Origin of the sequence: Flavobacterium granuli, from assembly GCF_900129705.1 — a bacterium.
GTDB lineage: Bacteria > Bacteroidota > Bacteroidia > Flavobacteriales > Flavobacteriaceae > Flavobacterium > Flavobacterium granuli.
The window spans coordinates 105,719-121,458 of the sequence record NZ_FQWO01000004.1 but is presented as its reverse complement, the minus strand read 5'-3'; the positions used below and the strand labels follow the sequence as shown (position 1 = coordinate 121,458).

The 15,740-nt window shown below is 34.9% G+C and carries 16 protein-coding genes; 1 reads left to right on the top strand and 15 read right to left on the bottom strand.

All coding sequences use genetic code 11. From position 1 onward, the window contains the following. Positions 1-2: 2 nt before the first annotated feature. From BUB25_RS07190 to BUB25_RS07170, 5 genes are all read right to left on the bottom strand, one after another. On the bottom strand, positions 3-1,373 hold the full coding sequence (locus BUB25_RS07190) for a TolC family protein (protein WP_072942339.1): 1,371 nt from the start codon (positions 1,371-1,373) through the stop codon (positions 3-5). Positions 1,374-1,454: 81 nt separating this feature from the next. Further along, complete coding sequence (locus BUB25_RS07185) at positions 1,455-2,570, bottom strand: efflux RND transporter periplasmic adaptor subunit (RefSeq protein ID WP_072942337.1); 1,116 nt, start codon at positions 2,568-2,570, stop codon at positions 1,455-1,457. A gap of 39 nt (positions 2,571-2,609) precedes the next feature. Next, positions 2,610-3,872, bottom strand: coding sequence for an ABC transporter permease (locus BUB25_RS07180; RefSeq protein WP_072942335.1), 1,263 nt, complete (start codon positions 3,870-3,872; stop codon positions 2,610-2,612). A 2-nt stretch (positions 3,873-3,874) separates the two neighbouring features. Next, on the bottom strand, positions 3,875-5,119 hold the full coding sequence (locus BUB25_RS07175; RefSeq protein ID WP_072942333.1) for an ABC transporter permease: 1,245 nt from the start codon (positions 5,117-5,119) through the stop codon (positions 3,875-3,877). Further along, positions 5,112-5,813 carry an ABC transporter ATP-binding protein gene (locus BUB25_RS07170; protein WP_072942330.1) on the bottom strand — a complete coding sequence of 234 codons (702 nt, stop codon included), beginning with the start codon at positions 5,811-5,813 and terminating at the stop codon, positions 5,112-5,114. The genes BUB25_RS07175 and BUB25_RS07170 overlap by 8 nt, the downstream gene beginning before the upstream one ends. 171 nt (positions 5,814-5,984) lie before the next feature. Between BUB25_RS07170 and BUB25_RS07165 the strand changes: the two genes are divergently transcribed. Further along, positions 5,985-7,394 carry a DUF4403 family protein gene (locus BUB25_RS07165; protein ID WP_072942328.1) on the top strand — a complete coding sequence of 470 codons (1,410 nt, stop codon included), beginning with the start codon at positions 5,985-5,987 and terminating at the stop codon, positions 7,392-7,394. A gap of 97 nt (positions 7,395-7,491) precedes the next feature. Here BUB25_RS07165 and BUB25_RS07160 read toward each other — a convergent pair whose 3' ends face one another. The 10 genes from BUB25_RS07160 to deoC all read right to left on the bottom strand — a co-directional run bounded on the left by BUB25_RS07160 (position 7,492) and on the right by deoC (position 15,724). Beyond that, complete coding sequence (locus tag BUB25_RS07160; protein ID WP_244533813.1) at positions 7,492-7,755, bottom strand: hypothetical protein; 264 nt, start codon at positions 7,753-7,755, stop codon at positions 7,492-7,494. Between the two features lie 13 nt (positions 7,756-7,768). Continuing rightward, positions 7,769-8,308 (bottom strand): DUF420 domain-containing protein, encoded by a 540-nt coding sequence (locus BUB25_RS07155; RefSeq protein ID WP_072942326.1) that lies wholly within the window; start codon positions 8,306-8,308, stop codon positions 7,769-7,771. Between the two features lie 6 nt (positions 8,309-8,314). Next, positions 8,315-9,001, bottom strand: coding sequence for an SCO family protein (locus BUB25_RS07150; protein WP_072942324.1), 687 nt, complete (start codon positions 8,999-9,001; stop codon positions 8,315-8,317). An 11-nt stretch (positions 9,002-9,012) separates the two neighbouring features. Then, positions 9,013-9,654, bottom strand: coding sequence for a hypothetical protein (locus BUB25_RS07145; RefSeq protein ID WP_072942322.1), 642 nt, complete (start codon positions 9,652-9,654; stop codon positions 9,013-9,015). Between the two features lie 78 nt (positions 9,655-9,732). Continuing rightward, positions 9,733-10,083, bottom strand: coding sequence for a cytochrome C oxidase subunit IV family protein (locus BUB25_RS07140; protein WP_072942320.1), 351 nt, complete (start codon positions 10,081-10,083; stop codon positions 9,733-9,735). A gap of 16 nt (positions 10,084-10,099) precedes the next feature. Then, entirely contained in the window at positions 10,100-11,128 is a 1,029-nt protein-coding gene (locus BUB25_RS07135) for a cytochrome c oxidase subunit 3 (protein WP_072942318.1), read from the bottom strand. A gap of 42 nt (positions 11,129-11,170) precedes the next feature. Continuing rightward, on the bottom strand, positions 11,171-11,758 hold the full coding sequence (locus BUB25_RS07130) for a cytochrome c oxidase subunit 3 (RefSeq protein ID WP_072942316.1): 588 nt from the start codon (positions 11,756-11,758) through the stop codon (positions 11,171-11,173). Positions 11,759-11,760: 2 nt separating this feature from the next. Then, positions 11,761-12,663 (bottom strand): heme o synthase, encoded by a 903-nt coding sequence (cyoE, locus tag BUB25_RS07125; protein WP_072942314.1) that lies wholly within the window; start codon positions 12,661-12,663, stop codon positions 11,761-11,763. A 175-nt stretch (positions 12,664-12,838) separates the two neighbouring features. Continuing rightward, on the bottom strand, positions 12,839-14,962 hold the full coding sequence (locus BUB25_RS07120; protein ID WP_072942312.1) for a gliding motility protein RemB: 2,124 nt from the start codon (positions 14,960-14,962) through the stop codon (positions 12,839-12,841). Between the two features lie 18 nt (positions 14,963-14,980). Continuing rightward, positions 14,981-15,724: a deoxyribose-phosphate aldolase gene (deoC, locus tag BUB25_RS07115; RefSeq protein ID WP_072942310.1), complete on the bottom strand. Its 744-nt coding sequence runs from the start codon at positions 15,722-15,724 to the stop codon at positions 14,981-14,983. Between the last annotated feature and the right edge of the window lie 16 nt (positions 15,725-15,740).

Genomic DNA, 15,740 nt, shown 5'->3' with positions numbered 1-15,740 from the left:
TATTAGTTTTTAATGATTGGAATTCCGAAATAGAATTCTAATATTTTTATTTTAAAAATGTAATCGTATTTAGATCGCAACACTTCCGATTGAGCGTTAGAAAGTAAAGTCTGCGACTGGTTTAAGTCAAAAGAATTCATCAAACCAACATCAAATTTATCTTTTGCATAATTGTAAGATTGCTGTCTGGATTCTAAAGCCACAATTGCTGACTCATGCGCTTTCAAAGCTCCTTTGGCATCCGAAAAAGCGGTATATACATTTCTTTGTAAATCCAAATTTTGTTGTTCAACGGCAATTTTAGATTTCTCTAAATTCACTTTAGAGCGCTCCACATTATTTCTGGCAGAAAATCCATTAAAAATTGGAATACTCAATTGTGCCCCGAATGACTGTCCTTTATTAGTATTGAATTGATCAAAAAACGGAGGCGGTGCCTGAGTTCCTATAACTGTCCCATTACCATCTCTCAATGGAACATCAGCATAGGAAATCCTACTGCTAAAGTTATAAAAACCTTGCAAAGTAGGCTGAAAACCTCCTTTTGCAATTGCTAAACTTTTCTGTGCAATTTCGAGATTTGTTTCAGCAATTTTCAATTCCGTTCTGCTTTCTTTGGCCTTATCATAAATGGCAACCGGAGTTTGAGACAGGATATTATTTTCGTCTTTTGCCATCGTACCGTCTACCACATCAAAACTTTCGAAATCCTTTAATTGCAACAACTGAGCTAAACTCAATTTTGAAATCAGCAAAGTATTCTCGGCTGCTATCACTTTTTGATTATCTGAAGCTAAGGTCGCTTTGACATCCAATAAATCACCTCTTGGAATTGTTCCGGCTTTCACTAATTCCTCTGAACGGTACAATTGCTTTTCATTAATACTTCTTTGCTCCTTTTGAACCTTTAAATTCTCTTTGTTAAAAAGCACTTGCAAAAAAGCATTAGCCACATTAAGCGCGATATCTTCCTGCATTTTCAACAACTGATATTTTGCTGCAACCATCGAAAGATTAGCTCTTCGCAATGTATTTTGGTTTTGTAAGCCTCTATAAATATCAATTCCTACACTGGCTCCGGCAGAAGTAAACTGAGTGGTTTGGTTTTGTAAAAGTCCAGTAGTAATATCCTGGTTCAAACCAATATTCCACGAATGGGAAGCATTAGCATTTAAGGAAGGAAGAAAATTCCCTATGGCTCCTTTTTTATCAATCGCCGCAGTTTTGGTATCTAACTCGGTTTGTTTGATTGATATATTATTTTGTATGGCGTAATTCACACATTCTTCCAGCGACCATTTTTTAGTTTGCGCCTGAGCAGACAAACTAAAGACAGAAATTAAGACTAAAGATATCCAACTATTTTTTTTCATATATTTTAAATGGTGGTGTAACAAAGATACTACACAAGATTAACATTCTTTTTTAAAACAAAAAATTCTTTAAGACTCTAATTAAGATTTGGGCTCTTCTTTTTTCAAGCCTTGGTTCCAAACTTTAATTTTATCCGAAGCTTTCAAACCACTTTTTATCTCTACGTAAATTCCGTCACTTACTCCCAATACAAGGTCTTTTCTAACAAATTTCTGGGAAGCAGTTTCTATCTCTACATAAGGTTTTTGTGTTTTTTTATCGAATTGAAGCAGCGATTCTTTGACAGCTAAAACCTTGTCGGCCTTTTCCAATATAATTGATGCATTCGCACTCAAACCCGCTCTGATAAAAGTGTTGTCGGAATTAGAAAGGCTAGCTTTAATCTCAAATTGAATTGCACCATTCTCCGTTTTCCCTTTTGGGGCAATATACTCTAAAACGGAATCAAATTTTTTGTTTTCTATAGCACCAATAGTGATTTCGATAGGCAATTTTTCTTTTATTTTCCCTACTTCAGATTCGTCTATTTTACCTACAAATATCATTCTTCCCACATCAGCTACACTGGCAATGGTTGTTCCTTCATTAAAATTATTACTTTCAATAACCTGATTCCCTACTTTTACAGGAACATCAAGCACCATTCCGTTCACAGTTGAACGAATTAAAGTATTGGCATAATTCCCTAAACCGGATGTCGTTCCTGTTTTTACAATATCAAAACCTTGCTTAGAAGAAGCATAAGCCTGTTTTGCCTGCTTGTAAGCTAATTGAGCCGCATCAAAATCATTGGCCGAAATCACCCCTTTATCAAACAACGTTTTTTGTCTTTGATATACTTTTTCTTGATTATCCAAAGCAATCTTAGTCGTTTGCACCTGATTTTGGGAATTGCTCAAATTAGAAACATTGGCCACTACCTTAATTTTTGCAATTAAATCACCGGCTTTGATACTCTCACCGGCTTTGATATAGACCGCTTCAATAATACCTGAAATATTAGGCTTGATTAAAACCTCTTCATCCGGAACAATATTCCCTGTGGCTATGGTATTTTTAATAATTGTTTTGACTTCTACTTTATCGGTCTCAAACACTACTGGAGACTCTTGGTTTTTAGCATACAAATAATACAGAGACCCAAAAAACAGTACGGTTATAAGAATTAAAATCGTGATTGTTGCTCCTTTTTTCATTGAAATATTAGATTAGTCGGTTATTTTTTGATTAAAAATTTATTCGGCGCGCAAGGCATCGACGGGTTTTACATTTATGGCAGTTTGAGCAGGAATTAATCCGGCCAATAAACCGGAACCAACCAATATAAGCAGGGCAATAAATACCACTGTTAGATCAACACTTGGATTAGCGAACATCATTCCTTCCCCCGGCATTGAATCCAAAATCATATTGACTACAGCCAACAATCCGGTTGCAGCGGCAATCCCAAACATTCCAGCGATTATAGTTAGAAAGATGGCTTCGGATAATATTTGGGTTCGAATAGCTCCTGGAGTTGCTCCCAATGCTCTTCGAATTCCAATTTCTTTTGTTCGCTCTTTAACTACGATTAACATGATATTTGAAATCCCAATAACTCCCGAAATCAAAACTAGAGTCCCAACAAAATAAGCGATAAACTTTAGTATTGAAAACAGACCTCGTATCTTATTAAACTGTTCGTATAAATCAAAATTACCAATAGCCCTATCATCTGTAGGATTTATGGAGTGTCGCGATTTGATGACTTCTAATATCTTTGGCTTCAAATCGGTTATGGAAGAATTATCATTGGCTGTAAGCGCCATCCACCCCACTTTATCCCCAAAATTAAATGCTTGTTGGAAGGTAGTAAAAGGCACAAATATCTCTTTTTGTTCCTGCTCAGCATTCCCTTGATTGGATTTGGAATTATAAATCCCAACCACCATAAAATTCACACCATTAACCTTGATATAAGTACCTATAACTTCTTCGGTTTTTTCATATAGTTCATTGATAACCCCTTGCCCTATCACCGCAATTTTTCTCTTCAGAAGAATATCCTGTTGATTCACAAAGCGCCCTTTGATAATGGTTTTGGGTTGCTGCTTGATTAGTTCCGGATAATCCCCATATACTGTAAATGCAGCCGTTTTTGTCCCTCGAACTACATTATTTGCTCCTTCAAATCCCCCAAGTTGATTTCGAGGCGAAACATATAACAAATCCGGCAAAGCTTCTTTTAATGCCACAACATCACTGTTCCTAAAATCATACCTTCTGGTTTTTGGCAATCCTTTATAAGGCTTTGAAGTCGTTTGCGTCCACATAAACATAGTATTGGTCGCAATGCCATCAAAACCCTTCTTGACTCCGTTTTCTAATCCATTTCCGGCTCCAAGCAATATCACCAAAATAAATATTCCCCAAAAAACACCAAAAGCAGTAAGAATAGTCCTAAAAGTATTTGCCGTAAGCGCCTCTAAAATTTCGTTCCAATTATCTCTATCTAACATAATTATTCATCTCTAAGTGCTACAATAGGTTTAATTTTAGCGGCTCTATAAGCAGGAAAAAAACCTGCTATTGCTCCTGCAACTACCAGTATAACTAAAGTGGTAAGAGCAACACTAAAGTCAACTTCAGGATTCAAAAAATAATCACTCTTTATTTGCGGACCTACCAATTCTAAAAGTAATAAACTCGCCAAAAGCCCTACAAATCCAGCAATTGTGGTAATAAAAACAGACTCATGCAGAATCATCCCAACAATTGAAATTGGAGAAGCGCCTAATGCTTTTCTAATACCAATTTCTTTAGTTCTTTCTTTTACAATAATCAACATGATATTACTCACACCGACCACTCCCGCAATAATAGTACAAATCCCAACCCACCAAAAAAACAGTCTGATATAAAGATTTAAATCATAAAACTGTTTCGCATTCTCAATAGAATTATTGATTCCTATGGCTCCATCATCTTCCGGAGCAATCATATTCTTACTTTTCAACAACAGACTTAGCTCTTTGGTAAACTTATTCGACTGTGCCAAAGCCTCTTCGTAAGTATCTTTTTTCTTAAGGGTAAAATCCAAATTACTGATTTTATCCCCCACACCAAAAGCTTTTTGAGTAGTGGTAAAAGGCAAATAAACTCTCGATTCCTCACGTTCTCCAGCCGGATCGGTAAAAATACCAACCACTTTGAAATTAATACCACTGATAACAAGTTGCTCTCCAATAGGATTTTTATCTTTAAATAAATCCAATTTCACTTTTTGACCAATAACCGTTACTTTTTCGCTATGAATCAAATCATTATCATTAATAAATCTACCTTCGACAACTTTTGCATTTTCAACAGCCTGATAATCCGGATAAACTCCTATATATCTGTAATTTCCTGTTTCTTTACCATAAGCCATAACCCCATTCCAGAAAATAAAATTAGCTGATTTGATCTCCAATTTATCGTCAAATTTTTGAACCGAGGCATCAAAATCACTGTTTCTGAACTGAATGCGTCTTCCGGGATTTAATCCTTTATATTCCTTGGTTGTGGTCCCGGACCAAAATGAAATCAAACCATTAGCATCATTTTCAAATTGTCTTTCGATTCCGTTTTGAAGTCCTTTTCCAGCTCCCAAAAGAATCACTAATATAAATATGCCGGAAGCCACCGAAACTCCAGTAAGAAAGGTTCTCAGCTTATTCTTGGCAATAGCCTCAAATATTTCCTGCCAGCGCTCAATATTAAACATAATCAGACGCTCTAACTTGTTCTACCATTTTATCATCGATGATGAGACCATCCTTTAATACTACATTTCTTTTACACATTGCCGCGATATCCGGCTCGTGGGTCACTATCAAAATGGTCTTTCCTTCATCATTAATTCCTTGAATCAATTCCATCACTTCATAAGAAGTTTTGGTGTCCAAAGCTCCCGTTGGCTCATCGGCCAATAATACTTTCGGGTTCGACGCCAAAGCTCTTGCAATGGCAACACGCTGTTTTTGACCTCCGGAAAGTTCATTGGGCAAATGATGAGAATGCGAAGCCAAACCTACTTTTTCGAGATAACTCATCGCTATTTCGTGACGTTCTTTTCTTTTTATCCCTTGATAATACAGTGGCATAGACACATTATCCAAGGCACTTTTATAATTAATCAAATTGAAAGATTGAAAAACAAAACCTAAAAATTGATTGCGGTATTTTGACGCAATCGTCTCATTAAGATTCTTAATCGTCACTTTATCCAAAATATAATTTCCAGAATCTGCTTCATCCAAAATCCCCAATATATTCAAAAGTGTTGATTTTCCTGAACCGGACGACCCCATAATAGCGACTAATTCTCCTTCTTTTATATTGAAATTGATTCCTTTTAATACATGCAATTCAGAGCTTCCCATTTTGTAGGATTTGTGGAGATCTTTAATTTCAATCATATTTTTGTTGTTTTAAACAATATTAAATATTTAGAAAAAGAAATTATACTAAATAAATACCAGAAACTTTTCCTACTTCTTTTGAATAAGACAATAATCGAGTTAAAATGTTACAGTTTAAACCGAAAAATATTCCCCTTTTAGTAATTTTGTTTCCACAAATCCAAACTAATGACAAAATCCATCTTAGCCCTACTTGTGATTCTATTCATTTATAGTATTTCAGGCTGTTCCACTTCACAAAAAATCACTGCTTTAAAACCGGAACCGGATGACGCTAGTCCTTTGGTTTATGACAGCTCCCCTTCCTTCATCAACTTGCCTATTAGCATAAAACTAAAAGATATTGAAAAGCAAACCAACTCGCTGTTGAAAGGATTAATTTATGAAGACAACAACATCGAAGACGATGATATCGAAATAAAAATTTGGAAACTCGCTCCAATTACAATTGAAAATGAACACGGAAAAACGGGAGAAAAAATAAAAACGGTTTTACCCTTAAAAGCCTTGGTCAAATACCGCATAGGAACAAAAACCCTTGGCACCGAACTCTACAACACTCGCGAATTTAACTTGAACGGAAGAATTACTCTAACCAGCGATGTTTCTTTAAACAATTGGAACCTGAATACCAAAACGGAATTAAAATCATTAGACTGGAACGAAAGTCCCACTATGAACGTTTTTGGCAAAAATATGCCGATCACCTATCTTATTAATCCTGCAGTAAAACTGTTTAAGTCCAAAATAGAGAGAAAAATAGATGAAGCCATAGAGAAATCGATGGATTTCAAACCCAATGTCCTTGCTGCTTTAGAAAAAATGTCCACTCCTTTCAAAATGAATGAAGCCTATGAAAGTTGGCTTAGAATTGTACCTATTGAAATCTATTCGACAGCTGCCAAACTGAAAAACGATTCTTTTTTATTACAGATGGGAATAAAATGCACTATGGAAACCTTAATTGGTCAACAGCCGCAAACTAAATTTGATGCTAACAAAATCATTCTAAAACCCGTCGTTAAAATCCCAAACCAAATCACAACCAATATTGTCGCCGTTTCCAGTTATAGAGATGCTTCAAAAATAATGACAAAAAATTTCTATGGCCAGGAATTTGGTTCTGGAACTAAAAAAATAAAAGTGCAAAGTGTAGCTATTTGGCATAAAGATGGCAAAATGGTCATAGCCCTCGATCTTTTGGGCTCGGTAAACGGAACCATTTACTTAGCCGGTTTCCCTCAATATGATGAGCAAACCAAAGAAATCTATTTTGACAAACTAGATTATGCCTTAGACACTAAGAATAGACTCATGCGCACCGCTAACTGGCTTGCTCAAGGAATAATTTTAAGAAAGATTCAGGAAAGTTGTCGTTATTCAATAAAGCCTAATTTAGAGGAAGGCAGACAAACCATGATGACTTATTTAAAAAACTACTCTCCTATGCCCGGTGTTTTTGTAAATGGAAAAATGGACGACATTCAATTTCAAAAAATCCAATTGACCAACAATGCTATCATCGCATTGATAAAAATAAATGGCGAAATTAATGTCTCGGTTGACGGTTTAAAATAACAACCATTTCAACCTAGAGATTCATCTCCATAAAAACACAAAGGCATCAAGTTCACTAATTAAACTTGATGCCTTTGTGTTTTATTTTTAACCGAGATTATTTTGATTTCTTCTTTCTCATTCTATAAACAGAATAACCTATAACCGCAACGAGTAAATAGGGAATTGCCATCAAATAGACGATTCCGTCATTTACAGCTTGGGCCTGTGATGTATTAGCATCCCCTCCCAAAGCCGCACGACACATAGCACATTGCGCATTAGCTGCAACAGAAAAGAAGATAGCGAATAGCGCAAAACTAAATTTTGTTAAAAATGATTTTCCGCTTCTCGCTGCCATTCTATTTTCTGTATTCTGCATTTTATTTTCCATTTTACACATAATAAGGAGAAATCATTAAATAAACAACAACACCAGTAACAGCAACGTACAACCAGATAGGAAAAGTGATTTTGGCAATTTTTTTATGTTTGTCAAATACTTGAGCCAATCCGCGAACGTAGGTGATTAATACCAATGGAATAATAACAATTGATAAAATAATATGCGTTATTAAGATAAAATAATAAACATAGCTTATCATTCCTTCCCCACCAAATTTTGTCGAATCAGAAGTCATATGATAAGACACATACATCGCCAAAAAAGCAACAGAACAGCCTATAGCTGTTTTCATCAAATTCTCGTGTAATTTCCTTTTTCCATTTTTAATAGCGACTACAGCCACTATTAAGACCAAAGCTGTAATGCCGTTTATTGTTGCATAAATGGGAGGTAAAAAAGAAAGTGGTTCCACATCATAACCTAGTTTTCTCAAATTAACACCAAAAAGCAAAGCTACCACAAGAGGAATTGCCACTGACAATACCACAATCCATTTATTATATTTTTGTTCTAAATTTTGTTCTTTCATTATTGCTTATTCTTTTAATAATACATTGATGTCTTGCTGAAGGTCTCTTACTCCTTTTTTATCCAAACCGTCATAATACAAGATTGGATTTCCAAAATTATCTCTTCGGCAACGAATGTTTCCATTTTTGTCTATTAAGGCAAACAAGCCCGAATGCTCAAATCCACCATTAGCCTTACTATTTTCTCCCGCATAAAGATTGAAACCTTTATTGGCCAAATCAAAAATAGCCGTCTTTTCTCCACTTAGAAAATTCCAGTTTGAAGATCTTACTCCTAATAAATCAGCATGCTCTTTCAATACTTTAGGTGTATCATGTTCAGGATCGATTGTAATAGAAACAATCCCAAAATTAGGATTCCCAAAAAATTTATTTTCAATTTCCAACATGCTTTGATTCATTTTTGGACAAATGGTAGGACAAGTTGTAAAGAAAAATTCCAAAACATAAACTTTCCCTTTATAGGATTCATTGCTGATTAATACGTTATTTTGATTGGTTAATTCGAACTTTGGCGCAGGACCTATTTCAACTAACTTTCCATCTTCTTTTGCACCCGTGGAAACCTTATCCAGACGTTCTCCTTTTACAATGTCACCATTCTGAATTCTTGAAACTAATTTAGGAATAACAAAGATTCCGAAAACAAGAATTACAAATGAAATCCCGATGTAAGATTTATTTTTGAACATAAAATATGATTTTAAAGCTGTTTTGAAGCATTATTATTTTTCTTAAGAGCTGCTCGGTATTCATACAAAATGATTTTAAAATCATCAGCCATTTCATTACTTAATTCCGAAGGGTGAAAAGTATTATAACCTTCCTTATACTCATCCTGATCTTTTCTTCCTCTAAGGTTTCTTTCTTTATCGACAATAAAGACATTTGGAGTACCCAAATTCGCATCTAACCCTCCTACTAATTTAAGTTCTTTGTAATAGGCATTAATTTGATCAGGAGTCGCAAATAAGAAATGCCAATTAGAGACATCAGTAAAATCGTCAAATGCATCCATAATTTTATGAACATCTCCTTCAGTACCCAAAGGACAAATCATAACAAATTGAAGATCCTTGAACGTGTGGTATTTTTGATAAATTTTTTCGTTGAGATTAAAAAGATTGCCTCTGTTTTTTAAAATCTCTGTCCCTCCAAAACCAAGGATTGTGATTTTATTATCCAGAGTGGCTTTTTTACCGTCCAAAGACTGCCATTGACCAAAATCAGCAATTTTAGGAATAATAACCGGTAGTTTTGTAAAACCATTTACCCCCGAAGCAAAGAATAGATAAGCAACTATAGGCAAAATAAAAAGAACAAAAAGAACGATATTTTTTTTCATTATGATTCTGATAATGTTTAATCGGCAAAAATAAAAAAAGGTACGCAATGCGTACCCTTTTTTTGAATTAATATATTGTTAAAAGTTCCATTTAATGGTCGAATCCTTAAAAACGCCATAAATATAATCCCCTTCAGTCAAAAGTATAAAAAGTATATACAAAATCAGAAATACAATAGGCAAAACAATTGACCATCTAAGACTTGATTTTTCACCTTCTAAATGCATAAATGCCCATACAATATAATATGCTTTAAAAACAGTCAGGATATAAAAAATCCAATTTAGCAAGTTCATACCTAGGAAATGATTCAAATGAAATACAGCCGGTTTATAAATACCAAGTATAACCTCAACTATTGTTACCACAGATAACAATGCAAAAACAAACCAAATTCTCTTTGTATTAGAAACGTGTTCGTGTGACATAATAATAAATCTAAAATTAAACTAAGTAGAAAACTGTAAATACAAATACCCAAACTAAATCAACAAAGTGCCAGTAAAGCCCCACTTTTTCGACCATTTCATAACTTCCTCTTCTCTCATAAGTTCCAAGAAGTACATTGAAAAATATAATGATATTAATAATCACTCCAGAAAAAACGTGAAAACCGTGGAATCCTGTGATAAAGAAAAAGAAATCAGCAAATAATTTATTTCCGTATTCATTTCTTATTAAATTAGCACCTTCAACAACATGAGCTGCTTGCGCTAATCTTAATTCTGACTCTTCTCTAGTTAAAACTGTTTTGAATTTAACTTTAGACAAATCATGGTTTATTGTAGAATTCTTAGCCTCTTCAGCACTTCCTTCATAAATAACTTCAGTTCTAATCAGCAATTCAAGATGCGCTTTAAAACCAGCTTGCACTTCTGCAACTGAATATGAAGGCAATGAAGACTCACTCATGAACCAAGTTGCGTCGCTTCTTTTAAGTTGACTTCTTTCCTCATGCAAAGTAGCTGCAAAATCAGCAAGAGCAACACGCTTACCATCTTTATCAACAAACTGCAGTAAACTTCCTCCAGTTGTTTCGATGGCACCATACTGCCCCTTTATGAAGTTCTTCCATTCCCAAGCTTGTGACCCAACGAAGATCAAACCACCAATAATGGTCAAAAACATATAAACAACAACTTTATTTTTTTTCATTTGATGACCTGCATCAACAGCCAAAACCATCGTTACAGATGAAAAAATCAAAATAAAAGTCATCAATGCCACATAATACATTGGCGCATCAACACCATGCATAAATGGGAAGTGATTAAACACTTCATCGGCCAAAGGCCAAGTTTCAATAAATTTAAATCTAGAAAAACCGTAAGCTGCTAAAAATCCAGAGAACGTTAAGGCATCCGACATGATAAAAAACCACATCATTAATTTACCGTAACTTGCTCCCATTGGCTCATTGCCGCCTCCCCAAGTTTTTTCTTCACTATTTGCAGTAGTAACTGTCGCTTTCATAAAAGTTATTCGTTAAAAAGTTCCCAAATTTACGTTTTTTTCTTATTTAAAGAAATATAAAAATACAAATAAACAAACCCATAACAAATCCAAGAAGTGCCAATACATTGCACCTAGTTCTATACCAAGAGTTTGAGTCGAATTGTATTTTTGTTTAAAATGATTATAAATTATAATTAGCAATGAAATCAAACCTCCAGCCAGGTGTAACAAGTGAACAAAGGCGATAACATATAAAAAAGTTGTCGTTATTACACTTGACGGACCTGTAGGATAATACCCCATTTCAATCAAGTTTGAAAATCCTACAAATTGCAAAACAACAAACAGTATTCCCAATGCTAATGTAACTAAAAGATACGTAGAAGTAGCTTTTCTATCGTCTTTTTGAATCGATTTTTTAGCCAAATACATTGCAATACTACATCCCACGATTACAATCGTACTAAAATAAAATACGGTTGGCAATTCAAAATCTTTCAACCAATCCACTCTGGACTTACTTACTATAAAAGCACTCGTCAATCCCCCAAACATCATAGTCATACTAATTATAGCAAACAACAATATCATCTTAGACGATCTCGCTGCTCTTTCCTTATGCTCTTCTGTTGTCATTATCATATCCATAATTATCTTAAAAATTTATCAAATATATACACTAACTGTAATAAGGTAATATAAGAAACACTTACCAACATTAACGTTCTTGCTGCTTTAGCACTTCTCACCTTATATAAACGAACCGCATAAAACAACATCCAAAGCCCTAATAAAAAAACAATTACAGCAGATATTGGCGTAATAAACAATTGTCCCGTAAACCCTAAAGCAGGCAAAAGCGACGCTATAAGAAGCCAAACACTATACAGAATAATTTGCAAAGCAGTTCCTTTATCTTTTTTCCCTGTAGGCAACATAAAGAAGCCCGCCTTCTCATAATCTTCATACAAAAACCAGCCAATAGCCCAAAAATGAGGAAATTGCCAGAAAAACTGAATCAAAAACAAAGTTCCAGCTTCTATTCCAAACTCACCAGTTGCAGCCACCCAGCCCAACATAAAAGGAATTGCTCCAGGAAAAGCACCCACAAAAACAGACAATGAAGTCATCGTCTTCAAAGGCGTATAAACACTCGTATATAAAAAAATCGAAATAGCACCAAACATGGCAGTTTTAGGATTAATTGCATAAAGCAAGGAAATCCCCACCACAGTAAGAAGAGTTGCTACTACCAGAGCCATCAAAGGTGACATTCTCCCTGACGGAACCGGACGATTCTTAGTTCGATCCATCAAAGCATCCAAATCCTTTTCGATCACTTGATTATAAGCATTCGAAGCACCTACCATGCAGTAACCACCCACGATTAACATCAACAAAACAGACCACTGAAAAGGATGCTTATCATCAATACCCAGGAAGTAGCCCGCAATGGAAGAAAACAAAACACTTATAGCCAACCCTGCTTTTGTGATTTCTTTGAAATCCGAAAAAACCGTTTTAAGGGAAAATGTATTTGATATTGTATTCAATGCGGTTTTTCTTTAGATTTTACAAAACTGTTGCAAAGGTACAAATTAGATACAGAAATAGAAATTAAGAATTTAGATTTTTTCAATCGAAAAAAACAAAGGCAAAATACCCGCAAAACTTGGTTTCTGAACCTCTAACAAACCATCAAAAAACATGTTTACTAAAAAAGGAACATTAATAATCAAAATACCAATTAAAAACATCAGACCTTAAACCTAAAGTAATCCAATTGGTACTTTGATTAAAAGTAACAGCAGTATTCATTGTCGGATCAAAGCTTCTATAAATATAACTTCCAAAAAGCTTTAGATTAGTCGCCGGATTCACCAAATAGCCACCCTGAATGTCCATTATAAAAACATTCGTCTTATTTCCCTGGCCTACTTTTACACCAGAATCAGAAGGCCTTTTTTCATCATAATCTTTATAGATATTTCCGCCATAGTTAAAATCATCTTCCGCTGTATCAAAATCCAAACCTCTAGTTCCTAAAGTAATTTTGGCATCGGCAAAATAGCGATCCTTATGATAACGGGCTATTGCAATAAACTCCTTAAAATTACCACCCCATTGATGTCCCACACTTTGATTGTTATGCCCATAATTAGTAACAGCCTCACTATGAGAATACACATAAGGCCTTACATGATTGTATTCGAGCTGCAACAATAAATTATCTACTTTAAAAGCATTGTAATATTTAGCCCCTAATTGATATCCATATTTATTTCTCCAACTATTATCTCCTTTCTTTATATCGCCAAGAGAAAATTCATCCAAAAGAAATTGCCCATAAAAATTGATCTGATTGCTCCATTTATACTTATACGACAAACCCAAAAGCGCATTTCCTGTCCTGGCCGAGGAAGCAAACTCAACAGAGCGATAAAAAATAATTGGATTTACAAAACTGGCATCAAAACCTCGATCATTTGTATTTGTCCAAATCACAGATTCAAAAAAACCAAGATTTAATTTATTGGACACATTCCAGCTCAAATAATGATTGGCCATAAACTTCGTTGCATAAGTTCTTTCGAGCGTTACTGCTGGCCGAACATCTTTAAGCCACATATAAGTGTTCGTGTATTTTATTTTCCAAAAATTGGTATTCAACTTAAAATAAGGATACGGACTAGCTCCATCACTTTCCAACAAAGAACGATAGCCATCGCCAATAAAATTCCTGCCATAACCCAACTGTAAATCGATGTGTTTCGTTGGCGCAAAAGTTAAATTGGCTTCCGCCAAAGGAAAATCATAAGCATCTGTCTTGAAATCCTTAGCAATTCCCATCCCAGGTATAATGGCAGGATTACCGCCAGCTGGCATGATAGACTTAGCATAATCATTAAAATAATCTGCAAAGCGCCCTTGACTTTCAAAAATAGTTGTGGTAAAATTCAGTTGCTTCCCCAATCCTCCTCTAAAATTAATCGCTCGCGTATTCACGTAGGTGTACGAAGCTTTATTTTGCGAAGCCTTTCCAAGTTGCAAATCCAAAATAGGATTCAAAGCAAACCAATAATCTTCGCCTTGAATTTCCACCATATTTTCATTCCATAATTTTCTGGCCCACCAGCCAGAAGTATTTTTTTGGAGTTTATCATTCACTCCTTTTAGGTCATAATATTTAGCCACCTCAACATAAGTATAGGGTTTAGACGCCGTATGATTATTACTTCCCACTTGATTCAGCGAAGAATCAAATTGCACATAATAACTATGAGAGAAAGGAACATTTAAATGACTTTTATATTCTGGATTCCTGTATTTTTTATACACAATACTATCCAACTCCGTAAGCTGCTTGGTATTATTCTGAACAATTTCAGCTCTTGCGACCGCTTCGGCGGCAATCGTTTCCGGACTTTTTAATGGAATTTCAATGGTTATATTGTATTTTGAATAAGTAGGCTTTCCATTATAGGTCGCAGCCAAAATCTTAGGTAATTTAGCAAATACCCTTTTTGTCTCCTGAATCAGTTCATCATCCAAAGCATTTACATAAATCACTTTAAACACACCTTTCTCATCCACTTCAAAAAGCACTTTAACTGTTCCTTCAAAATGATTTTGGATTAAATGTTCAGGAACAATAAAATTTTGAAAAACGAGCTCTTGTACCTTATCATAAAAACAGCTTTCCAATTCATTGCCCTCTAAAGTAGCACAAGAAGAAAAAACAGGAAATCGTTCCGCAGAAAAATTAGATTGCGTACTGCTATTGGTTAAATTTTGAGAATAAGAAAAAAAACAAAAAAATGATAAACCGAGAGTTAGCCAACCTTTTTTCATATGTTTTTGATTGTAGATTTAGTATCCAAGCTTTGCGTCTTCTCGATTCGCAATTGCTTTTGCTCCTGAAGTCCCAATTCGCTTCACCCCTAATCGAATCATTTCAACTGCCTCTTCATAAGTTCTCACTCCGCCTGCCGCTTTTACGGGAAGTGGTGAAGCATTTTCCAGCATCATCATGATTGCAGGAATGGTGGCGCCATTCGGCAAATTATTTGCCGTTTTATAAAATCCTGTCGAAGATTTTACAAAAACAGAAGCGTAATCAGCTTCTTTAAAATTAGAAATTACTATATTTTTTATCAAAGCCGAAAGCTGCGTAATTTCTTTGTCATTGAGCGCCGCAACTTCTATAATCCATTTTACAACTTTGTTATTGTCTAATCCTATTTGGGTACATCTTAGGATTTCATCCTTTACCAAAGCAACATCGCCCTTTTTGAAAGCTTCATAATTACAAACAAAGTCCAAATCATCAGCACCGTCTTTAATTGCCTGAACTGCTTCTTTAATTTTATCCTCCACATTTGAGTTTCCTTCCGGAAAATCAATTACAGTTCCTATTTGTACTGTCGAATTAGCATCCGAAATCATTTTTTTAGCAACAGAAACCATATCAGGCCGAATCATAATGAGCTTAAACTTTTCGTCAATAGCTTCTTGAATAAAGTTTTTAACTACTTGAAGGTTTTCATTCTCATCAAGCCCCGCTTGGCTTGGAGTTTTTAAATAAGTCGAATCTAAATATTGTCTGATATTCATAAACCTTATAATTTCA